Source organism: Acidimicrobiales bacterium, from assembly GCA_035531755.1.
Taxonomy (GTDB): domain Bacteria; phylum Actinomycetota; class Acidimicrobiia; order Acidimicrobiales; family UBA8190; genus DATKSK01.
This window is the reverse complement of the sequence record DATKSK010000061.1, coordinates 20,907-42,904: the sequence shown is the minus strand read 5'-3', so window position 1 is coordinate 42,904 and position 21,998 is coordinate 20,907. Positions and strand designations below refer to the sequence as shown.

Genomic DNA, 21,998 nt, shown 5'->3' with positions numbered 1-21,998 from the left:
GTCCGCCGGCCCCGCGGTCCCCGGCGGTCCCCCGCCTACCCGGCGAAGGCGCCCCGGACGAAGCGTTCGACCAGGAAGTACGAGCACGGCACGAACAGTGCCAGCAGGACCCGCTCGCGCCACGGGTGGCGCGCGGCCCACATGCCGAGGCCCACGAAGAAGGGGAACAGCACGAGCACCTCGCGGACCTCGCCGACGAGGAACGACTCGAAGCAGTACACGCACCACGACAGCCCGAGGACGACGCCGTAGGAGCGACGGACCCGCAGGAAGACGGCGACGGCGACGACGGCGAGGAGGACGACGGTCACGAAGTCGAACAGCTCGACGACGCTGGCGGTGGAGGTGTCGAGGAACCGCCAGTGCACCAGGTGCGAGATCGTGGTGGCGAAGAGCGTCCACGGCGCGGCGAAGTGCCGGTGCCACTGCCGGGACTGGGCGCGCTCGAAGGCCAGGGCGTCGCCGACATGGACGGCCTGGTAGAGCATCCAGGCGCCGAACGCCACGAGCGTCGGCACCACGGCGCAGGCCAACCGCCGCAGGTCCCGCCGCCAGGTGTCCGCCAGCCGCGACCCGGCGGGGCGCGCCTCCCACACCGCGACGGCGAAGGCCACGACGAACACGGCCAGGTAGTACTTGGTCATCGTCGCCGCCGCGCCCAGGACGCCGGCCGCCATCCACCGGCCGCGACGCAGCGCCAGGAAGGCACCCGCCCCCAGGGCGAGGGCGAGCGACTCCGGGTAGGGGGCGAGGAGGAAGAACGCCGCCGGCCAGGCCAGGACCATCGTGATGCCGGTGCCGGCGACCGCCTCGCCGTGCTCCGACGCCGTCAGCCGGTAGACCACGACGAGGGCCACGAAGAGGGCGCCGGCGCTGAGGAGCTCGCTGCTCGTGAGGTAGCCGAGCCCGGTGACGGCGTGCAGCGCTCGTGTCCCCCAGGGAAAGAGCGGAGCGAAGGCGATGTCGTTGGCCGCCTGCCCCGGCCCCGCGTGCCTCCCGGCGTAGCCGTACTGGGCGATCGACAGGTAGTAGCCGACGTCCCACTGGCTCCAGACCTGGGTGAGCAGGGAGGGGGTCCGGGCGACGCGGTGCGGGAAGTCGACGCCGAAGCGCCCGACCAGCCCGATCCACTCGGTGACCAGGCGCAGCAGGACCGTGCCGAGCGCACCCACGAGGACGGGCCGCCGCCACGACACCCAGGCGGCGGCGAGGCGCCCGGGGCGCCGGGGTGCGACGACCTCCACGCCTGCGCCCGCGCTCACGCCTGCGCCGGCGCTCACGCCTGCGCCCTCGCTCGAGCTCGCGGTGGCAGCGGCGTCGACGGCGGGCTTCATGGCAGGCGCTGCTCGTCGGCCTGCAGCGCCCGGCGGAATTCGCCGGCCCGCGCCCGCAGCGCCGTCTCGGGGTCCACGCCCAGGCGGCGGGCGGCGTCGGCGAGGGCGAAGAGCATCTCGCCCAGGATCACGGCGATCTCCGCCGGCGCGTCGAGGGTCTCCCCCGACGCGTCACCGGAAGCCTTCGCCAGGGCGTCGAGCCCGGCGGCGACCTGGCGGCGTCGGTCGTCGAGCGTGCCGGTGTCGACGCCGAGCGACTCCGCCTTGCGCTGCAGCTTCGCCGCCAGCGCCAGGGCGGGCAGGGCCAGGGGGATGCCGTCGGTGACGCTCGCCCGACCCTTCTCGGCCTTCTTCAGGACCTCCCAGCGCGCCGCGACCTCCTCGGGGGTCGTCGCCGACGCCGTGCCGAACACATGGGGGTGCCGGTGGACGAGCTTGTCGTGCAGCGTCCGGGCCACGTCGGCCAGCGTGAAGTGGCCCTCCTCGGCGGCCAGCTGGGCATGGAAGTACACCTGGAACATGAGGTCGCCGAGCTCCTCCTCCATGTGGGCGACGGCCTCGGGCGCGACGTCGGGCCCGGCGGCGGCCACCGCCTCGATGGCGTCGAGCGCCTCGTAGGCCTCCTCCAGCAGGTGCCGGGCGAGCGAGCCGTGCGTCTGTTCCCGGTCCCACGGGCAGCGCGCCCGCAGCGTCCGCACCAGCTCCTCGAGCCCGACCAGCTCGGCCCCCACGGGTGGCGCCAGGCGCTCGACCCACACCGACGTGAGGTGGTCCGGCTCGATGGTCCGGTCGAGCTCGGCCCAGGGCACGTCGAGGACCACCTCGTCCGGCAGCCCGAGGTGGTGCAGGATCACCGCCCGGCGCCCGGGGTCCTCGCCCGCGGGGTCGTCGGCGGCGAGCTTGATCGTCGACAGCACCGACGGGGCGTGGCACTGCGCCACGAGGAGCGGCCCACGCTCACCGGCCGCCTGGGCCGCGAAGTCGGTGCCGTCCACGATGCGCACGCCGGCGTCGACGGGGTCCACACCGAGGCGGGCCCAGGCCAGGTCGAGGAACGACAGGGCCGGGACGACCTCGACCGACACCCGGGTGTCGGCGCGCAGCAGGGGGACCGTCCGCTCGGCGACGAGCGGCGAGCCGGGAACGGCGTAGACGACGTATGCGGGATCGGGCCCGGTGGCGGTCGGCCCGGCGACGGGCAGGGACGAGGCGGCCGCCACCACCGCCTCGACGATGGCCGAATAGACGTCGTCGAAATTCTCGGCCTCCTCGTAGAGGCGGTCGAGGAACTCGACGGGGGCCCTCGCCACCGCCGACACCGCCGCCACGGAGGGGTGCCGGGCGGTGCGGACGAGACAGCGCGTGGCGCGGCGGACGAGCTCCGTCGTCGCCGCCGGCACCAGCTCGGGACCGGCGGGCCCCAACCCGACCACCACGACCCGCGGACGGACTGCTCCCCGGGACGTGGGCGGGCTCACGACCGCTGTCAGCCCGTGGACCGGCCGCCCGGCGGCAGGATCAGGCTCGAGCTGCCCGACTGGGCCTGGCCGGTGCCGGGGTTCAGCAGCGACGCCGTCGGGGGCGGCGTCGGGACCGAGACACCGCGTCGCGCGCTCCATGTCCCGTAGCGCGGGTCGAGCTGCACGGAGAGCCGGGCGCTCAGCGCGGTGAGGGCGGTGCTGAGGCCCGACCGCCCCTGCTGCAGGAGCTGGAGCCGGATGCCGCCTTCGACGTCCCCGAAGGCGACGAGGTGGTGCTGGCGCATGCCGACGACGATCCACGCCGTCGACGGGGTGCCGGTGGACGGGTCGGTCACCGTCACCGACTGCGGCGGCGCCAGCTGGCCGTCGGCCAGGGTGGCGACGGCCGTGGCGATCGACTGACCGAGTTGGCTCAGCACGGTCGACGGGAACACGCAGGGCTCCTGGCCCCCCGGCGGCCCGTTGTGGTTGGCGCCCGGGCCCTGGGCCGCGGCCGCGAAGGTCGTCCCCCCGGCGATCTGGTCGTGGATGGCCTGCGCCGAGGCCTGGTCGTTGGCCACGATGAGGTTCAGGCACAGCTGCGTCACGGCGGGCTGGTGCGTGTCGTAGTAGGCGCGCAGGGCACGCCTGCTCACGTCGACGTGCCCGGCGACCTCCTCGAGCTTCTCCTCGGCGGCCAGCGCCTGCGCCTGCTGGTCGAGGAACTTCGCCGGGAGGCTGTGGACCAGGGTGCTCCCGGTCAGGTTGCACGGGGAGCCGTTCTGAGCCGACGCGTCGCTGAGCTCCGTCTCGTAGTCCGTCCGGGCCGCCGCCAGGTCCGCGGCGCTCACCGCGGCGTGGCGCCGCGCCAGACCCTGCTGCTCGATGGCCTGCTGCACCAGCCCGGTGAGCTCGACCGCGGCGAACTGGGTGGTGACGGTGGCGTCACCGCTGCCCGCCACCGCCGGCAGCGTGCTGCCGTTGCCCTGGCTGAGGACGGCGAGGGCGCACTGTGCGACGGTGTCCGCCGACACCACCGACAGGGTGTCGTTGAGCTGGGCCCGGCTGATCGTGGCCCCGTTCACCGTCGCCGCCGGCGGCGAGAGGTCGCATCCCGACACCGCCGCGGCCAGCGCGCCGACGACGGCCAGAGCCAGGATGCGCTTCACGGAAGGGGCACTCTACCGGCGCCCCGCGACCCCCGACGATTCGGCCCCGTCACCGGCGGACACCACCGGAACCAGCTGGTCCAGGAGGTCTGTCAGGGCCTCCACCGGCTGCTCGTCGGGCCCGAGCGGGACCACGAGCTGGTGCAGGTCCTCCTTGACGACCGCCGCGGGTCGCAGGCGCCGCAGCCGGACCCGGGCCGAAGCCGGGAGGTCGAGGGGGGCGAGGCGGGCCACCAGCCCGCGTCGGCCCGGGGGGCCGGCGCCCTGGCCGGGGCGGGCCGCCGTGGCCGACACCTCGCGCACGCCGGTGCGCAGGCACGCGGCGCGCAGCCGGGCGACGGACAACAGGCCCTCGGCCGGGCGCGGCGGCGGCCCGAAGCGGTCCGCCCACTCGGCCCGGATGTCGTCCACCTCGGCCCCGGTGGAGACCGCCGCCAGGCGCCGGTACGCCTCGAGGCGCAGGTCCTCACGGGCGACGTACGCGGCGGGCAGGTGGGCGTCGGAGGGGACGTCGATGGTGACGTCGACGGCGGTGCGCAGCGGCTCGCCCTTCAACTCCGCCACCGCTTCCGCCACGAGCTGCACGTAGAGGTCGTAGCCCACCGCGGCGATGTGCCCGGACTGGTCGCGCCCGAGCAGGTTGCCCGCCCCGCGGATCTCGAGGTCGCGCATGGCGATCTTGAACCCGGCTCCGAGCTCCGTCTGCTCGCCGATCGTCCGCAGCCGTTCGTAGGCCGCCTCGGTCAGGACCCGGTCGGCGGGGTGGAACAGGTACGCGTAGGCACGCTGCCCGGCGCGTCCCACCCGGCCGCGCAGCTGGTGCAGCTGGCCCAGCCCGAGGCGGTCGGCGCGGTCGACGACGAGCGTGTTGACGGCGGGGATGTCGATGCCCGACTCGATGATGGTCGTGCACACGAGGACGTCGTAGCGCTTCTCCCAGAAGTCGAGGACCACCTGCTCCAACGATCCTTCGTCCATCTGGCCGTGGGCGACGGCCACCCGGGCCTCGGGCACGAGGCTCCGCAACCGTGCGGCGACGGCCTCGATGTTCTGGACCCAGTTGTGCACGAAGAACGCCTGCCCCTCCCGCAGCAGCTCGCGACGGAGCGCCTCGACCACGGCGGCCTCCTCGAACTCGCCCACGTAGGTGAGGATCGGCTGGCGTGCCGCCGGCGGCGTGTTGATGAGCGACAGGTCGCGGATGCCGGTCAGCGCCATTTCGAGGGTGCGGGGAATGGGGTTCGCGGTCAGCGTGAGCACGTCGACGTCGGCGGCCATCTGCTTCATGGCCTCTTTGTGGCTCACGCCGAAGCGCTGCTCCTCGTCCACGACGAGGAGCCCGAGGTTCTTGAAGGTGACGTCGCCGGCGAGGACCCGGTGGGTGCCGATGACCACGTCGACGGTGCCCGCCGCCACGCCCGCCACCACGGCGCGCGCCTGGGCGGGGGTCAGAAAGCGCGACAACATCTCCACGCGGACCGGGAACCCGGCGTAGCGCTCCGCGAACGTCTGGGCGTGCTGCTGGGCCAGGAGCGTGGTCGGCACGAGCACGGCGGCCTGCTTGCCGTCCTGGATCGCCTTGAACACGGCGCGCACGGCGACCTCGGTCTTGCCGAAGCCGACGTCGCCGCACACCAGGCGGTCCATGGGAACGTCGGACTCCATGTCGCGCTTGGTCTCCTCGACCGCGCGCAGCTGGTCGTGGGTCTCGGTGAAGGCGAAGGAGTCCTCGAGCTCGCGCTGCCACGGCGTGTCGGGCGCGAAGGCGTGGCCCTTGCTGTGCAGGCGTCGCCGGTACAGCTCGACGAGCTCCTGGGCGATCTCGTGCACGGCGGCCCGGGCCTTGGCCCGCGTGCGCTGCCATTCGGACCCGCCCAACCGGTTGAGGGTGGGCGTCTCCCCCCCGCTGTAGGGGGTCAGCACGTCGATCTGGTCGGACGGCAGGTAGAGCTTGTCGTCGCCGCGGTACTCCAGCAGCAGGTAGTCGCGCGACGCCCCGTTGACGGTGCGCGTCACCATGCCGGCGTAGCGGGCGACGCCGTGCTGGCGGTGCACCACGAAGTCGCCGGGGGCGAGGTCGTCGAAGAAGCCGTCCGTGGGTCGGGCGCGGGCCCGGGCGGGACGGTGCGCACGGCGCCGGCCGGTCATGTCGGCCTCGGCGAGCACCGCCACCTTGACGGTGGGGATCACGAAGCCGTGCTCGAGCGGGTCGGCCACCACGCGGATGCCCGGACGGGACAGGTCGGGCCCGTCGCCGTCCCCGGTCTCCACGACCTCGACGGCGAGGCCCTCCTCGGCGAGCACGGCCGCCAGGCGGGTGGCCGAGCCGGAGCCCTCGGCGCACACCGTCACCGAGTACCCGCCCGACACGAGCGACGACAGCTGGGCCGCCAGCCGGGCCCGGTCCCCGTGCACGGGCTCGAAGCCATGGGCCGTGACGCCCGGCATGCTCGGCGCGTCGGCGACGGGCACGATCGACAGCACGGGGGCCGCACAGTGCTCGAGCAGTCGGTCGTAGGGCACGTGGAGGCGAGGGAAGCCCCCGGGCCCGACAGCACCGGCTTCCTGTGCCCCGTCTTCCTGTGCACTGGCTTCCTGTGCACCGGCTTCCTGTGCCCCGGTGCCGGTCGCCCGCCCGGCGACGCCCCAGGTCACGGCGAGAGCGCCGGCCAGGGCCGCCTCCTCGTCGTTGAGCTCGGCGGCGCGGTCCCGGATGCGCCTCGGGTCGAGCAGCACGAGCCGTCCGCCCGGAGCGACGAGGTCGGGGAGCACGCGCTCCTCCTCGACCAACCAGGGAAGCCACGACTCCATGCCGTCGAAGAGCTGGCCGGCCGCCAGACGCTCCCACTGCGACCGCCCCCAGGGCTCGGCGCCCACGAGGGCCGCCGCCCGGGCACGCGCCGCCGGGGTGGGGAGCACCTCACGACAGCCGAACATCTCGACCTCGGCGAGGTCGTCCAGAGAACGTTGGTCACCGGGGTCGAACTCCGTGAGGCGGTCCACCTCGTCGCCCCACAGGTCGATCCGCACCGGCAGCTCGGCGGTCGACGGGAACACGTCCACGATCCCGCCCCGCACGGCGAGCTCGCCCCGGTGCTCGACCTGGTACTCCCGCCGGTACCCGAGGCCGACGAGCCGCTCCACCAGCCCCCGCTGGTCGAGGCGCTCCCCGCGCGCCACGCGCACGGGGACGGCGGCATCCTCGAAGGGGCCCAGACGTTGGAGCAGGGCGCGCACGGGCGCCACGATCACCGCCGGCGAGGTCGACGGGTCCTGGACGCGCCACAACAGGCGCAGGCGCGCCCCCATGGTGGAGAGCTCGGGGCTCACGCGCTCGAAAGGAAGGGTGTCCCACGCCGGGAAGAGGGCGACCGTGTCGGCACCGAGGAAGGCCCCGAGGTCGTGGGTGAGCCGCTCGGCGTCGCCGACCGTGGGTGTGACCACCAGCAGCGGTCGCCGCTCGCCCAGGCGGCACAGTCCCGCCAGCACGAAGGCGGTGGCGGCGTCGGGCACCGCCAACGCGCCGGTCCCCGCCGCCATGGCGTCGACCATGGCGGGCTCGTGCCGGAGCATCTGGGGGAGCGAGCGCAGGCTCACCTGGTCAGGCTACCGACGACGCGGCCGGCACCCGGCTACGGGAGCGTGTCCGTGTTGAAGCGCTGCATGGCGGCCTCGACGCCCTCGGTGGCGATGGCCTCGACGGCGTCCGCCGCCACCTCCACGGCCACGTCGAGCGCCTCGCGCTGGGCGCGGCTCGGTCGGTGCAGGACGTAGTCGGCGCCCGCCTCGCGCCCGGGCGGCTTGCCGATGCCGATCCGCACCCGCACGTACCCCGGATCGTGGAGGTGCGCGTGCACGGACTTGAGCCCGTTGTTGCCGGCCGTGCCGCCGCCCACCTTGACCTTGACGCGGCCCGTGGGGAGGTCGAGCTCGTCGTGGACGACGACGAGCCGGCTGAGCTCGACCAGGCGGTACCGTCGCACGAGGGCGGCCACGGCGAGGCCGGACTCGTTCATGTAGGTCTGGGGCACGGCCAGCACCACCAGGGACCCGCCCAGCCGGGCCTGGGCGACGACGGCGCGGGTGCCCTTCTCCGGTCGCAGGCGCTCACCGAAGCGGCCGGCGAGCACGTCGACGGTGTCCGCGCCGAGGTTGTGGCGCGTCCGCTGGTACTCCGCTCCGGGGTTACCGAGCCCCACCACCAGCAGGTCGGCGGCCGCCCCCCTGCCCGTGGGCAGCAGTCGCCGGATGACTCAGCTCTCCGCGCCCGACTCGCCGGTGGACTCGGCCCCGCCGCCCGACTCGGGCTCGCCGGCACCCTCGGCGCCCTCGGCGGCACCCTCGGCGCCCTCCGCGGCGGTCTGCACCCGCGGGGGCTGGCCGGCGGCCACGATGGCTTCGGGGTCGACTTCCGTCACCACGTCCGCCGGCAGGGCGATGTCCGACACCCGCACGGCGGCGCCGATCACGAGGTCGGTGATGTCGACCTCGAGGTGCGACGGGATGTCGGCGGGACGCGCCTTGATCGTGAGCGCGAACATCTGCTGCTCGAGCACACCGTCGGCCCGGCCGAGCTCGACGGCCTCCCCGGTCAGCGTGATGGGGACCTCGGCCGAGACCTCGCGGTCGGGGTCGACGACCTGGAAGTCGACGTGCGTCACGCTGCCGCGCACCGGATGCCGCTGGAGCTCGCGCGCCATGGTCAGGAACCGCTGGCCGTCGACCCGCAGGGACACCACGGCGTTGAGACCGGCGTCGGTGCTCAGCACGGTGCGCAGGTCACGCGCCGCCACCGACACGGCGATGGGCTCCACCCCGGGGCCGTAGACCACGCCGGGGATGCGGCCCTCGTGGCGCAGTCGACGCGCCGGGCGGCTGCCCGGACGGCGGCCGGCTTCGGCGACCAGGGTGAGTTCGGCCATTTCGACGGGCTCCTCGGGGATGCGAACGGACCTCACAGCATAGAGGGCCAGGCCAGGGACGGCGAAAACCGGGGCCCGCCCGCACCACGACGACACGATCCCCACGTTCGCCCGTGCACCCGGACCGGGTGGGCGGCCGCCTGTTCAGGACAGGTTGTCGCCGCCGAAGATCTCGGAGACCGACGTGTCCTCGAAGACGGCGTCGATGGCGTCGGCGATGAGCTTCGCCACGGAGAGCACGTGGAGCTTGTCGATGCGGCGCTCTTCGGGGATCGGCAGGGTGTTGGTGACCACGACCCGCGACAGCGGCGACTTCTCCAGGCGCTCGAGCGCGGGGTCGGACAGGACCCCGTGGGTGGCCATGGCCGAGATCTCGGCGGCACCCCGCTCGGCCAGGAGCTCGGCCGCCGCGCAGATGGTGCCGGCGGTGTCGATCATGTCGTCGATCAGCACGCAGTGGCGACCATCCACCTCGCCCACCACGTCGAGGGCCTCGACCTGGTTGTGGGTACCCCGGGGGCGGCGCTTGTGCACGAAGGCCAGGTCGGCGCCGAGGTGTTGGCTGAAGCGCTCCGCCACCCGGACCCGACCGGCATCGGGCGCCACGATCACGAGATCGCTCGTCCCGAGGCGGTGGAGCTCCTCCACCAGGACCGGGGTGGCGGTCAGGTGGTCGAAGGGGACGTTGAAGAAGCCTTGGATCTGCCCCGAGTGCAGGTCGACACTGACGACGCGGTCGGCGCCCGCCACCTGGAGCACGTCCGCCACCAGCTTGGCGGTGATGGGCTCGCGCCCCGTCGCCTTCCGGTCCTGGCGCGAGTAGCCGTAGTAGGGGCACACCGCGGTGATGCGCTTGGCCGACGCCCGCTTGGCGGCGTCGATCATGATGAGCTGCTCCATGATGGCGTCGTTGACCGGGCCGGCATGTGTCTGCACGATGAAGACGTCGCTGCCGCGCAGTGACGTGTCGTAGCGGCAGTGGACCTCGCCGTTGGCGAATTCCCGGAGGTTCACCCCGCTCAGCTCGACCTCGAGGTGGGAGGCGATCTCCTGGGCCAGGGCCGGGTGCGACCGGCCGGTGACCAACTCGAGACGCCGTACGGGGACCAGCTCCATGCGCCCGCACGCTACCGCGCCACCAGGGTCGTGCGTCGTGGGCACTCCTCTCCCGGCGGACGCCTTCCCGGCACCGGGGCGCCACCCGGGCCTGCGGGGCGCCGCGGGACGCCGGCGGCGGCGGGGACGGCGCCAGCCGCGGGTACGGCAGGGGCAGCGGGAGCGACAGGGGCGGGACCTGGATAAAGTGCGCGCCGAGGGGGTGCCCGTGTTCTCGTCGGTGGTGGTAGGGACGGACGGCTCCGATTCGGCGGCCGAGGCGGTGCGCAGCGCGACAGAGGTCGCCAAGATGTTCTCGGCCACCCTGCACATCGTGACGGTCTACAAACCTCGCCCGGTGCGGTCCTCGGGCGTGCCCGACGAGTTCCGCCACCAGTTGGGCCCGGGTGGCGTGGCCGAGGCCCTGCTCGACGACCAGTGCGCGCGGGCGCGGGCGGCGGGGGTCGCCGTCGAGGGCCACACCGAGACCGGGGACCCCGCGGAGGCCCTGGTGCGGGTGGCCGAGCAGGAGAGGGCCGACCTGATCGTGGTCGGCAACAGGGGCATGGCGGGGGTGCGCCGGGTACTGGGGAGCGTGCCGAACTCGGTGGCCCACCAGGCGCCCTGCGCCGTCTTCATCGTGCAGACCACCTGATCCGGCGGCCCCGTGCCCGCCACCTGACCCCGGGTCCGACCGTCGCGCGCGGCGCACAGCTGGCCCCCGGCGCGTCGGCCCCGCCGGCGCGTCCCGGGCCGATCAGTCGAGCGCGGGCGAGTCGGCCCCCAGCCGGGTGAAGGGGTGCACGACCTCACCGGCGGCGACGTGCGCCCCGGGGCCGAGGACGGCGAAGGGCCCGACCCGGGCGTCCGGCCCGACCTCGGCTCGCACCACCGTGCTCTTCGTGACCCGGGCGCCCGGCCCGATGCGGCTGTCGACGACGTGGCAGTCGGGGCCCACCTCGGCCCCGGCACCCAGGACGCACTCCCCCTGGAGGACCACCCCGGGCAGAAGGACGACGTCGGGCTCGAGCTGGGCGTTGGCGTCGACGTAGGTGCGCTCGGGGTCCCACATCGTGACCCCCCGGCGCATCCACCGCTCGTTGATGCGGTCCCGCAGCTCGGCGTCGGCCACCGCCAGCTGGGCGCGGTCGTTCACCCCCGCCGCCTCCATGGCATCGGCGACGACCAGGGACTCCACCCGGTACCCGGCGTCGTGGAGCACGGCGTAGATCCCCGTCAGGGAGTGCTCACCGGTCCGGCCGATCGGCCGCAGGCGGCGGAGGGCGGGGGCCAGCACGGCGTGACGGAAGCAGTGGATCGTCGTCGCCACCTCGTCGACGGCGTCGTCGTCGCCGCCGACCTCGGCGTCCTCCACGACCCGCACGACGGCGTCGTCCTTGCCCCGGACCACCCGGTCGTACCCGGTGGGGTCGGGCAGCACGGCGGTGAGGAGGGTGGCGGCCGCGCCGGCGGTGCGGTGGTGGCGCACCAGGGCGGCGAGCGTCGCCGGGCGGACCAGCGGCGTGTCGCCGGGGAGCACGACCACGTCCCCCTCGGCGTCGTCGAGCCCGTCGGGCAGGGCGGTGAGCCCCACGGCCAAGGCGTCCCCCGTCCCGAGCTGCGCGGGTTGCTCGACGAACTCGATGGCGAGCGACGGCGGCGCGTGGTCGACGAGGGTCTTGGTCACCCAGTCACCCCGGTGGCCGACGACGACCACGACCTTGTGCACGGGCAGCTCGGCCAGCGCGTCCAGGACGTGGAGGATCATGGGCCGGCCGCACAGGCGGTGGAGCGGCTTCGGGCGCGACGAGCGCATCCTGGTGCCCTCACCGGCGGCGAGCACGACGGCGGAGAGCGGGCGCGGCGGCATGCGGTTTAGTCTGTCACCCGATGACGGGGGGGACTGCGCAGGCCACGACGACCCCGGGCGCCGCCGGCGCGCCCCCGGGCGTGCCCGCCCCCGCACGATGCCGGTCCTGACCTCGACGGTCGACCCCGCCTCGGACGCCTACCGCCAGAACCGCCAGGCGATGGAGGTGGCGCTGGCCGAGGTGGAGGCGCAGCTCGCCGAGGCCCGGGCCGGGGGCGGCGCCCGCTACGTGGAGCGGCACCGGACGCGCGGGAAGCTCCCGGCCCACGAGCGGGTGGAGCTCCTGCTCGACCAGGACTCCCCCTTCCTGGAGCTCGCTCCCCTGGCCGCGTGGGGGACCGAGTACCACGTCGGGGCCGGCCTGGTCTCGGGCATCGGGGTCGTGAACGGGGTGGAGTGCCTCGTGTCGGCGAACGACCCGACCGTGCGGGGGGGCGCCACCAACCCCTTCACGATGCGCAAGTCGTCGCGCCTCGCCGACATCGCCCTCGAGAACCGCCTCCCGTCGATCAGCCTGGTCGAGTCGGGGGGGGCCGACCTGCCCACCCAGGCGGAGATCTTCATCCCCGGCGGCCGGGGCTTTCGCGACCTGACCCAGCGCTCGGCGGCGGCCGTCCCCACGATCGCCCTGGTGTTCGGGAACTCCACCGCCGGCGGGGCGTACGTGCCGGGGATGAGCGACCACATCGTGATGATCGACGGCCGCTCCAAGGTGTTCCTGGGCGGGCCCCCGCTCGTGAAGATGGCGACCGGCGAGGAGTCCGACGACGAGGAGCTGGGCGGGGCCCAGATGCACGCCCGGGTGAGCGGCCTGGCCGACTACCTCGCCACCGACGAGATCGACGCCGTCCGCATCGGACGCGACATCGTGGCGCGTTTGAACCGGCGCAAGCTCGGGCCGGGGCCCTCCACGGGGGCGGAGGAGCCCCTGCACGACCCCGAGGAGCTCCTCGGCATCGCGTCGGCCGACCTGCGCGTCCCCTTCGACCCGCGCGACGTCCTCGCCCGAGTGGTCGACGGCTCGCGCTTCGACGAGTTCAAGCCCCTGTACGGGTCGAGCCTCGTGACCGGCTGGGCGTCCATCCACGGCTACCCGATCGGGGTGCTGGCCAACCATCGCGGGGTGCTGTTCAGCGAGGAGGCCAACAAGGCGACGCAATTCATCCAGCTCGCCAACCAGGCCGACACGCCGCTGCTCTTCCTGCAGAACACCACGGGCTACATGGTGGGCAAGGACTACGAGCAGCGCGGGATCATCAAGGACGGCGCCAAGATGATCAACGCCGTGTCCAACTCGCAGGTCCCCCACCTGACCGTCAACATCGGGGCCTCCTACGGTGCCGGGAACTACGGCATGTGCGGCCGGGCGTACAACCCGCGCTTTCTGTTCGCGTGGCCCAACGCCCGCTCGGCGGTGATGGGGCCGGCGCAGCTCGCCGGCGTGCTGTCCATCGTGGGACGCCAGGGGGCCGCGGCGCGGGGCCAGGAGTTCGACGAGGAGGCCGACGCGCAGATGCGCGCCATGGTGGAAGCCCAGATCGAGTCGGAGTCCCTGCCGCTGTTCCTGACCGCCCGCCTCTACGACGACGGCATCATCGACCCCCGCGACACCCGCCACGTGCTCGGCATGTGCCTCTCGGTCATCGACAACACGCCGATTCGGGGCACCCGTGGGTACGGCGTGTTCCGGATGTGACCCCAGTGCCGGATGTGACCCAGTGCCGGATGTGACCCAGTGCCGGATGTGAACCGGTGATCACCAAGCTCCTCGTCGCCAACCGCGGTGAGATCGCCCGCCGCGTGATCCGCAGCGCGCACGCGCTGGGCGTCGCCTGCGTGGCCGTGTGCTCCGATCCCGACGCCGGCGCGCCGCACGTGTCGGAGGCCGACGAGTTCGTGCGCCTGCCCGGCGCCGCCCCCGTCGACACCTACCTCGACGTGGATGCCCTCGTGGCCGCAGCCACCGCCAGCGGGGCGGACGCCGTGCACCCCGGCTACGGCTTCCTGTCGGAGCACGCGGGCTTCGCCCGGGCCTGCGCGGCGGCGGGGCTGGTCTTCGTGGGACCGCCGCCGGAGGTCATCGAGGCCATGGGGTCGAAGCTGGCCGCCAAGGCCACGATGGCGGCCGCCGGCGTGCCCGTGCTCCCGACGGTCGAGGTCTCCCCCGCCGCCACGGCGGCCGCCGCCGGCGGCGGCACCGGGTCGGGCGGCGCACTCGACGCCGACCTCGTGGCCGCGGCCGCCGCCCTCGGCTGGCCCGTGCTGGTCAAGGCATCCGCCGGCGGGGGCGGGCGGGGCATGCGGATCGTGGAGGGCCCCGACGACCTCGCCGACGCCCTCGTGTCCGCGGAGCGCGAGGCGACGTCGGCCTTCGGCGACGGCACCGTGTTCCTCGAGCCCTACGTGGCGCGGCCGCGCCACGTCGAGGTGCAGATCTTCGGCGACAGCCACGGCAACGTCGTGCACCTCTTCGAGCGGGAATGCTCCATCCAGCGCCGCCACCAGAAGATCATCGAGGAGAGCCCGTCCCCCGCGATCTCCCCGGCGCGGCGCGGCGAGCTGGGTGAGGCCGCCGTCACCGCGGCGCGCGCCATCGGGTACGTGAACGCCGGCACCGTCGAATTCCTCCTGCTCCCCGACGGGCGCTTCGCCTTCCTGGAGGTCAACACGCGGTTGCAGGTGGAGCACCCGGTCACCGAGTGCGTCACCGGGCTCGACCTCGTGCGGCTGCAGCTCCTGGTGGCCGACGGCCTCCCCCTCCCGCCCGAGGTCCTCGGGGCCACCATGACGGGCCACGCCATCGAGGCCCGGGTGTACGCCGAGGACGCCACCCGGTCGTGGCAACCGAGCGCCGGCCACCTCCATCGCGTCACCATCCCGGCCGTTGCGGGGATACGCACCGACAGCGGCGTCGAGGACGGCTCGGAGGTCTCCTCGTTCTACGACCCGATGCTCGCCAAGGTGATCGCCCACGCGCCGACTCGCGACGAGGCGGCGCGTGCGCTGGCGGGAGCGCTCGCCCGGGCGCGGATCCACGGGGTCGTGACCAACCGCGACCTCCTCGTCCGCATCCTGCGCCATCCCGAATTCCTCGCCGGCGACATCGACACCGGCTTCCTGGAGCGCCACGATCCCGCCACGCTGGGCGCACCACTGGCCGACGCCCCCGCCCGCCGGCTGCACGCCGTGGCCGGCGCCCTCGCCGCCCAGGCCCAACGCCGGCACGATGCCACCGTGCTCGGGGCGATGCCCTCCGGGTGGCGCAACAACCCGTCGCTGCCCCAGCGCACGGCGTTCCTCGGCCCGGACGGCCCGGTCGAGGTCAGCTACCAGTTCGACAGGGCCGGGCGGTGCACGGCCGTCGCCGTCGACGGCGAGGAGCGCGGCGACATCTCCGTCGGGTCGTGTGCGCCGGGTGCCGTGGTGCTGGCCGTGGACGGTGTGTCGCGCCGCTACGACGTCGAGCGCGCCGGGCCGCGCACGTTCGTCGACGGCCCCGACGGGTCGTCGGTGCTCACCGACGTCGAGCGCTTCCCGCTCCCGGGCGCGCAGCTGGCGGCCGGGGCCCTCGTGGCCCCGCTCCCGGGGACCGTGGTCAAGGTGGCGGTGGGGACCGGTGATCTCGTGGCCGCGGGCGACACGCTCGTGGCCATCGAGGCCATGAAGATGGAGCACGAGGTGCGGGCGCCGACCGGGGGGACGGTCACCGAGGTCCACGTGGTTGCGGGCGAGCAGGTCGAGGCGGGACGCCTCCTGGTGGTCGTCGACGACGACGACTCGGTCGAGGGCGGCTGATGGTGGACGGCGCCGCGCCGGGGGTGGTGCGCATCGCCAACTGCTCGGGCTTTCTCGGGGACCGCCTGGCGGCGCCGCGCGAGCTCCTCGACGGCGGTCATGTCGACGTCCTCACGGGCGACTACCTCGCCGAGCTGACGATGCTCATCTTGTGGAAGTCGCGCCAGCGTGACCGCAGCCTCGGCTACGCCCGCACCTTCTACCGGCAGATGGAGGACGTCCTCGGCACCTGTGTCGACCGCGGCGTCAAGGTGGTGACGAACGCCGGTGGCCTCAACCCCGCCGGGCTGGCCGAGCGCCTGCGCGAGCTCGCCGGCACGCTGGGGATCGACGCCGCCGTGGCCCACGTCGAAGGCGACGACGTCCTCGACCGCCTTCCGGGCCTGCAGGCCGCGGGCGACCCGCTGGCCCACCTCGACACCGGGAGGCCGCTGGCCGAGGCCGGCAGCGACCCCGTGAGCGCCCACGCCTACCTCGGCGGGTTCGGCATCGCCGAGGCGCTCGCCGGCGGGGCGGACGTCGTCGTGACCGGGCGGGTGACCGACGCCTCGCTGGTGGTGGGCCCCGCGGTGTGGCACTTCGGGTGGGCCCGCAGCGACTGGGACCGCCTGGCGGGCGCGGTGGCCGTCGGCCACGTCATCGAGTGCGGTACCCAGGCGACCGGTGGCAACTACGCGTTCTTCCGCGAGGTGCCCGGGCTCGAGCACCCCGGCTTCCCCGTGGCGGAGGTGGCCGAGGACGGCTCGGCGGTCATCACCAAGCACGCCGGCACCGGAGGCCTGGTGTCGGTCGGCACCGTGACCGCACAGCTCCTCTACGAGATCGGCGGACCCCTGTACGCCAACCCCGATGTCGTGGCGGACTTCTCGACGCTCCATGTCGAGCAGGTGGGGGACGACCGGGTGCGCGTGTCGGGCGCCGTCGGCCACCCCGCGCCCGAGAAGCTCAAGGTGTCGGTCAACCTCCTCGCCGGATGGCGCAACACGATGACCTTCGTGCTGACCGGCCTCGACATCGAGGAGAAGGCGGCCCTCGTCCGTCGCACCGTGGACGAGCTCCTGTCGGGAGCGGGGCGCGTGGCGCACTACGACACACGCCTCGTCCGCACCGACGTGCCCGACGCCCCCACCAACGAGCAGGCGAGCGCCCAGCTGCGCATCACCGTCAAGGACCCCGACCCCGACAAGGTGGGGCGGAGGTTCTCGAACGCGGCGACCGAGCTCGCCCTGGCCAGCTATCCCGGCTTCTACCTGACCGCGCCGCCGGGCGAGGGCACGGCCTACGGGGTCTTCTGGCCGACGCTCGTGCCGCGCGACGTGGCCGTCGAGACGGCGGTGCTCCACGACGGTCGCCGAGTCCCGATCCCACCGGGTCCCACCGCGCCCGCCGGCACGACGGCCGCGGCGCGGACAAGCACTGAGGCGACGGCCGGCTCGGGTGGCCCGGCCGGTGCAGGCGGCGCCGGAGCGGCCCGGGGCGCGAGCGCGACACGCCGGCTGCCGCTGGGCACCCTGGCCGGGGCCCGGTCCGGCGACAAGGGAGGCAACGCCAACGTGGGCCTGTGGGTCCGCAGGCCGGCCGAGTACGACTGGCTGGCGGGCGAGCTCACGGTCGAGCGCTTGCGCCGCCTGCTGCCCGAAGCCCAGGACCTCGCCGTGGACCGCTACGAGCTGCCCAACCTGCTCGCCGTCAACTTCGTGGTGCACGGTCTGCTCGGCGAAGGCGTGGCCTCGTCGACCCGGCCCGACCCCCAGGCGAAGAGCCTGGGCGAGTACCTGCGGTCACGCCTGGTGGACGTGCCCGTCGCCCTGCTCGACGGGGGCGCTCCGACTGATCCGATCGCAACCGACACCGGGGCGCCGCCAGTGACCGCACCGGCAGACGACACGAGGTGAGCCATGGACTTCAATGAGACCGACGAGCAGCACATGCTGCGCGAGGCGGTGGGCGGCATCGCGTCGAAGTACGGCCACGGCTACTTCGCCGAGCGGGCGCGGGCCGGCGGGCGCGCCGACGAGCTGTGGGACGAGCTGGCGGCGGGGGGCTTCATGGGCGTCAACGTCCCCGCCGAGTACGGCGGGGGCGGGATGGGCATCGCCGAGCTCGCCATCGTGCTCGAGGAGCTGGCTGCCAACGGCTGCCCGCTGCTGCTCCTGGTCGTGTCGCCGGCCATCTGCGCCACGATCGTCGCGGCCTTCGGCGCGCAGGCGCAGAAGCAGCGGTGGTTGCCCCGCTTCGGCTCGGGCGAGCTCAAGATGGCGTTCGCCATCACCGAGCCCGACGCCGGGTCCAACAGCCACAACATCTCGACCACGGCGACGCGCGACGGCGACGTCTACCGGCTCCAGGGCACGAAGTACTACATCTCCGGCGCCGACGAGTCCGAAGCCGTCCTGGTGGTGACGCGCACGGGGGTCGACGAGGGCACCGGGCGCGCCAAGCTGTCGCTCTTCGTCGTCGACCTCGACAGCCCGGGCCTCGACAAGACGCTCATCCCCGTGGAGATCGTCGCGCCCGAGAAACAGTTCACCCTGTTCTTCGACAACGTCGAGGTCCCGGCCGACCGGCTGCTCGGCACCGAGGGCGACGGGCTGCGCCAGGTGTTCGTGGGACTGAACCCGGAGCGGATCATGACCGCGGCCATGGCCAACGGCATCGGGCGCTACGCGCTCGACAAGGCCGCCGCCTACGCGCGTGAGCGCGTGGTGTGGGGAACGCCCATCGCCCGCCATCAGGGCATCTCCCACCCGCTCGCCAAGGCCAAGATCGAGGTCGAGCTGGCGCGCCTCATGTGCCAGAAGGCGGCCTGGGCGTGTGACGCCGGCGCCGACGCGGGCATCGCCGGCGAGGCCGCCAACATGGCCAAGTACGCCGCCGCCGAGGCCGCGTTGGGTGCGCTCGACCAGGCCATTCAGACCCACGGCGGCAACGGCATGTCGTCGGAGTTCGGCCTGGCCGACATGTGGGGCCTGGCCCGGCTCATGCGCACGGCACCGGTCAGCCGGGAGATGATCCTGAACTTCGTGGCACAGCACTCGCTGCAGCTGCCGAAGTCCTACTGACCCCGCCGGCACCGGCCGGGGAGCGGCCGGCGGGACCTCCCGGGGTCAGCCGGTGGCCGCGAAGCGCCGGGCGTCGTCGGCGGCGTACTTGGCCACCACGGTGTCGATGGCGGCGGCACGCTCCACCGCGGTGGTGACCTCCGCCAGCCGGCTCCCGGGCACGGCGACGGTCATCTCGTCGGGGCGCATCCCCGTGCGGGCCCGGCTGAGCGCGCACCCGACGCTGGCCGCCACCGCGCCGCTCTCCTTGGCCAGCGCCACGATGTGGCACTGGGGCTTGCCCTCGATGCGCAGGCCCGGCAGGGCGTCGGCCAGCACCATCATCTGCCGGCCGTTCACGCGCAGCAGCACCACGTCGGGGACGGTGGCGGCCTCGGCCACGGGCCCGTAGGCGATCACCGCGGCACGCTCGGTGATCGTGGGGATCTCGCCCACGGCCTCGGCGTCCACCCACCCCGACGCCAGCAGCGCGGCCACGTCGGCGTTGCCGGCGACGTCGTCGAGGCCGGCGAGCCCGTGCGTGTACCGGCCGACCGAGCAGTTGCCGTGGTCCTCGGGGACCGTCGTGAAGCTCCGCTCGGCGGCGCGCACCCAGAACACGCACCCGGCGGGGACCCGCCCGGCGCGGCCGTCGGCGGCGGGCTCCGACATGGGCTCGTCGAAGGCGGGGACACCGGCGGGCGCCTCGTCGGAGAAGGAGATCCCGATGGGCGCCACGGCGAGGTGCAGTGCCCTGGACAGGGCGTCGGCCAGTTCCCGATGGTCCGAGGTGGCCGGCGAGGATGCGATGGGGGATGTCATGGCGGCCATCCTCGACGGCTTTCGCCGCCGGCACAAGCGCGGGGCCGGCCCCGAGCCGGCCCGCGCGTCACGCCAGCTGCGCGGAGGAGTCGGCGACGAAGCTGAGCCGCACCTGCCGGTCGGGATTGTCGGTGTTGTTGTCCACGAACACGACGCGCTGCCACGTCCCGAGGGCCGGACGGCCACCGAGCACCGGGAGCACGAGCGACGGCGACACCAGCACCGGGAGCAGGTGGTCGGCGCCGTGTCCGGGCGCACCGTGACGATGGCGGTACCGGTCGTCACGCGGCAGGAGCCGGTCGAGGGCATCGACCAGGTCGGGCTCGGAGCCCGACTCCGTCTCCATGAGCGCCACACCGGCGGTGGCGTGGGGGGCGAAGACCGAGCACAACCCGTCGCCGCGCCCGGTGCAGAACGTCTCGACGAGCTCGGTCAGGTCCACGACGCGCCGGCGTGAGGTGTCGACGCCGATCAGGGTGGTGTCCATTCAGGCCGCGCCCCAGCACCCCGACGGGACCGCTGTGTCGGCGAGCCTCACCCGGCGCCGCCCGGCAGCGCCCCCTCGACGGCGCCGACCAGGCCGGTGTCCTCGGGCTCCACGCCCGGCCGGAACCGGGACACGATCTCCCCGTCGGGCGAGACGAGGAACTTCTCGAAGTTCCACTGCACGTCGCCGGCGGCGCCCTCGGCGTCGGCCGTGGCCGTGAGCTGCTCGTACAGGGGGTGGCGGCCCGGGCCGTTCACCTCGATCTTCTCGAAGAGCGGGAAGGTGACGCCGTAGTTGACCGAGCAGAACTCGGCGATCTCGCCGGGCGTGCCGGGCTCTTGCTCGAGGAATTGGTTGCAGGGGAACCCGAGGACGCTGAACCCCTTGTCGCCGTAGGCGTCCTGCAGCCGCTGCAACCCTGCGTACTGCGGCGTGAGCCCGCAGCGCGACGCCACGTTGACGAGCAGCAGGGCCATGCCCTTGTAGGGCGCCAGCGACGACTCCTCGCCGGCCAGCGTGTGGATGGGGATGTCGTAGAGCTCGGGCACGTTCTCCTCCTGGGGCGGGACTTCGGCCGGCGGGGCATTGTCGCACGGCGGGCCTGAGCTTGGCAGGCCGGGGGACGCTACCGTCACCCGGGTGCCCGACATCACCGTGACCGGAGGCGAGGGCAGGTTCGCCGTCGAGGTGCTCGGCGGCGGCGGCTCCACCGCCCACGCCGTCACGGTGCCCGCCGGCTTCGCCGAGGCGTTGGGGTGGGGCGAGGACGGCGCGGGACTCGTCCGGGCGTCGTTCGAGTTCCTGCTCGAGCGCGAGCCGGCGACGTCGATCCTCCGACGGTTCAGCCTCGACGTGATCGAGGGCTACTTCCCCGGGTACCGGTCAGAGATGGCCGCCCGGCGCGGTTCCGGCGCTTAACGGGCAGGCGGCGGCGCCACCCGCGCCCACACGTCGTCGTCGAGCTCGAGCAGCGACCCCAGCACCACGTCGGCCAGTGCGAACGCCTCCGGCAGGCCGCGTTCGTTCCCCGCGGGCCGCGACACGGGGTCGGGCTCCGGCACCGCCACACACGCCATGCCGGCGGCCTTGGCGGCGAGCACGCCCGCGACCGAGTCCTCGAACACCACGCACTCGGCCGCGGCCACGCCCAGCTGCCTCGCCGTGGTGAGGAAGATGGCGGGATCGGGCTTGCCCGCGGGCTCGTCCTCGGCGGAGTGGACGACGGTGAAGCGCGCGCCGAGGCCGAACCGGTGCACCACGGCGCCGATGAGCCGGCGTGGCGACGAGGAGGCGAGTGCCAGGCGCGCCCCGCGGTCGCGGCAGAAGTCGAGCGAGCGCAGGGCCCCGGGCTTCAGCTCCACCTTCTCCTCCAGGCGAGCGGCCATGGCGTCGACGATCTCGGCCGACACGTCCGCCGCCGACGCACCGGTCCACGGGTAGCGCGCGTACCAGTGCGAGACGGCCTCGCCGAGGAACATCCCCTTGGTCTCGAGGCACCGTTCAACGGTCAGGGGGACGCCGTGGCGGCCGAACACGTCGATCTCCACCTCGTGCCAGATGGGCTCGCTGTCGACGAGCAACCCGTCCATGTCGAATATCGCCGCGCCGTGCCCCTGGGCGCCGGGTGCCTGGGCGCCGTGCCCCTGGGCGCCGTGCCCCTGGGCGCCGGGTACCTGGGCGCCGTGCCCCTGGGCGCCGGGTACCTCCGGACGGGGTGTCACCGGATCGCCGCCAGGTGCACGCCATACCACTCCCCGCACCAGCTGATCATCGAGCCGATCACGAAGGACCCGGGCCGCCCGTCCACCACGTAGTGGATGGTGGCGCCGGAGACGCGCCGGTAGCCGCCCGTGTCGTACTCGGTGCCGGGCTGCACCCACACGGCGCCGGCGGGGACCGTCACCGACGAGAATCGGGCGACGGACGCGCCGGGCCGGAGGAGGGCGTGATCGGCGAGCTGGGCGGCGGCACGACATCCTCGACGGCGGCGCACCCGGCGGAGA

The 21,998-nt window shown here is 74.0% G+C and carries 19 protein-coding genes; 6 read left to right on the top strand and 13 right to left on the bottom strand.

All coding sequences use genetic code 11. From position 1 onward, the window contains the following. Positions 1-35: 35 nt before the first annotated feature. The 7 genes from VMV22_12510 to VMV22_12480 form a co-directional block, all read right to left on the bottom strand. Entirely contained in the window at positions 36-1,334 is a 1,299-nt protein-coding gene (locus tag VMV22_12510; protein ID HUY23149.1) for a hypothetical protein, read from the bottom strand. Next, positions 1,331-2,770 carry a MazG family protein gene (locus VMV22_12505; GenBank protein HUY23148.1) on the bottom strand — a complete coding sequence of 480 codons (1,440 nt, stop codon included), beginning with the start codon at positions 2,768-2,770 and terminating at the stop codon, positions 1,331-1,333. The genes VMV22_12510 and VMV22_12505 overlap by 4 nt, the downstream gene beginning before the upstream one ends. A 50-nt stretch (positions 2,771-2,820) precedes the next feature. After that, complete coding sequence (locus tag VMV22_12500; protein ID HUY23147.1) at positions 2,821-3,963, bottom strand: hypothetical protein; 1,143 nt, start codon at positions 3,961-3,963, stop codon at positions 2,821-2,823. A gap of 12 nt (positions 3,964-3,975) precedes the next feature. Further along, positions 3,976-7,560, bottom strand: a complete 3,585-nt coding sequence (gene mfd, locus VMV22_12495; GenBank protein HUY23146.1) for a transcription-repair coupling factor — start codon at positions 7,558-7,560, stop codon at positions 3,976-3,978. A gap of 35 nt (positions 7,561-7,595) precedes the next feature. Next, the gene (pth, locus tag VMV22_12490) at positions 7,596-8,165 is read right to left on the bottom strand and encodes an aminoacyl-tRNA hydrolase (GenBank protein ID HUY23145.1); all 570 of its coding nucleotides are present in this window, start codon (positions 8,163-8,165) and stop codon (positions 7,596-7,598) included. A gap of 51 nt (positions 8,166-8,216) precedes the next feature. Next, positions 8,217-8,885 carry a 50S ribosomal protein L25 gene (locus tag VMV22_12485; GenBank protein ID HUY23144.1) on the bottom strand — a complete coding sequence of 223 codons (669 nt, stop codon included), beginning with the start codon at positions 8,883-8,885 and terminating at the stop codon, positions 8,217-8,219. 144 nt (positions 8,886-9,029) lie between these two features. Further along, positions 9,030-10,001, bottom strand: coding sequence for a ribose-phosphate diphosphokinase (locus VMV22_12480; protein ID HUY23143.1), 972 nt, complete (start codon positions 9,999-10,001; stop codon positions 9,030-9,032). A gap of 187 nt (positions 10,002-10,188) precedes the next feature. On the opposite strand from VMV22_12480, the gene VMV22_12475 reads away from it, so the two are divergent. Continuing rightward, positions 10,189-10,635: a universal stress protein gene (locus tag VMV22_12475; protein ID HUY23142.1), complete on the top strand. Its 447-nt coding sequence runs from the start codon at positions 10,189-10,191 to the stop codon at positions 10,633-10,635. Positions 10,636-10,737: 102 nt separating this feature from the next. Here the strand turns inward: VMV22_12475 and VMV22_12470 are convergent, their stop codons facing one another. Further along, positions 10,738-11,850 carry an NTP transferase domain-containing protein gene (locus VMV22_12470; GenBank protein ID HUY23141.1) on the bottom strand — a complete coding sequence of 371 codons (1,113 nt, stop codon included), beginning with the start codon at positions 11,848-11,850 and terminating at the stop codon, positions 10,738-10,740. Between the two features lie 97 nt (positions 11,851-11,947). On the opposite strand from VMV22_12470, the gene VMV22_12465 reads away from it, so the two are divergent. Genes VMV22_12465 through VMV22_12450 form a run of 4 tightly spaced genes read left to right on the top strand, consistent with a single transcriptional unit; the run spans position 11,948 to position 18,707 of the window. Then, complete coding sequence (locus tag VMV22_12465; GenBank protein HUY23140.1) at positions 11,948-13,546, top strand: carboxyl transferase domain-containing protein; 1,599 nt, start codon at positions 11,948-11,950, stop codon at positions 13,544-13,546. Between the two features lie 56 nt (positions 13,547-13,602). Further along, positions 13,603-15,645, top strand: a complete 2,043-nt coding sequence (locus VMV22_12460) for a biotin carboxylase N-terminal domain-containing protein (protein ID HUY23139.1) — start codon at positions 13,603-13,605, stop codon at positions 15,643-15,645. Next, positions 15,645-17,540, top strand: a complete 1,896-nt coding sequence (locus VMV22_12455) for an acyclic terpene utilization AtuA family protein (protein HUY23138.1) — start codon at positions 15,645-15,647, stop codon at positions 17,538-17,540. The genes VMV22_12460 and VMV22_12455 overlap by 1 nt, the downstream gene beginning before the upstream one ends. A gap of 3 nt (positions 17,541-17,543) precedes the next feature. Further along, a complete protein-coding gene (locus tag VMV22_12450; GenBank protein ID HUY23137.1) occupies positions 17,544-18,707 on the top strand; it encodes an acyl-CoA dehydrogenase family protein in 1,164 nt (387 codons plus the stop codon). A gap of 45 nt (positions 18,708-18,752) precedes the next feature. On the opposite strand, the gene VMV22_12445 is transcribed toward VMV22_12450, so the two are convergent. The 3 genes from VMV22_12445 to VMV22_12435 all read right to left on the bottom strand — a co-directional run bounded on the left by VMV22_12445 (position 18,753) and on the right by VMV22_12435 (position 20,543). Then, entirely contained in the window at positions 18,753-19,508 is a 756-nt protein-coding gene (locus tag VMV22_12445; protein ID HUY23136.1) for a DUF169 domain-containing protein, read from the bottom strand. A gap of 67 nt (positions 19,509-19,575) precedes the next feature. After that, positions 19,576-19,995, bottom strand: coding sequence for a secondary thiamine-phosphate synthase enzyme YjbQ (locus VMV22_12440; GenBank protein ID HUY23135.1), 420 nt, complete (start codon positions 19,993-19,995; stop codon positions 19,576-19,578). A 47-nt stretch (positions 19,996-20,042) separates the two neighbouring features. Continuing rightward, positions 20,043-20,543, bottom strand: a complete 501-nt coding sequence (locus tag VMV22_12435) for a glutathione peroxidase (GenBank protein ID HUY23134.1) — start codon at positions 20,541-20,543, stop codon at positions 20,043-20,045. Between the two features lie 91 nt (positions 20,544-20,634). Between VMV22_12435 and VMV22_12430 the strand changes: the two genes are divergently transcribed. Then, the gene (locus VMV22_12430) at positions 20,635-20,913 is read left to right on the top strand and encodes a hypothetical protein (protein HUY23133.1); all 279 of its coding nucleotides are present in this window, start codon (positions 20,635-20,637) and stop codon (positions 20,911-20,913) included. On the opposite strand, the gene hxpB is transcribed toward VMV22_12430, so the two are convergent. Together hxpB and VMV22_12420 are read right to left on the bottom strand one after the other, a co-directional pair. After that, positions 20,910-21,716: a hexitol phosphatase HxpB gene (hxpB, locus tag VMV22_12425; GenBank protein ID HUY23132.1), complete on the bottom strand. Its 807-nt coding sequence runs from the start codon at positions 21,714-21,716 to the stop codon at positions 20,910-20,912. The two genes, VMV22_12430 and hxpB, sit on opposite strands and share 4 nt — an antisense overlap. Beyond that, positions 21,713-21,988, bottom strand: a complete 276-nt coding sequence (locus tag VMV22_12420; protein HUY23131.1) for a hypothetical protein — start codon at positions 21,986-21,988, stop codon at positions 21,713-21,715. The genes hxpB and VMV22_12420 overlap by 4 nt, the downstream gene beginning before the upstream one ends. Between the last annotated feature and the right edge of the window lie 10 nt (positions 21,989-21,998).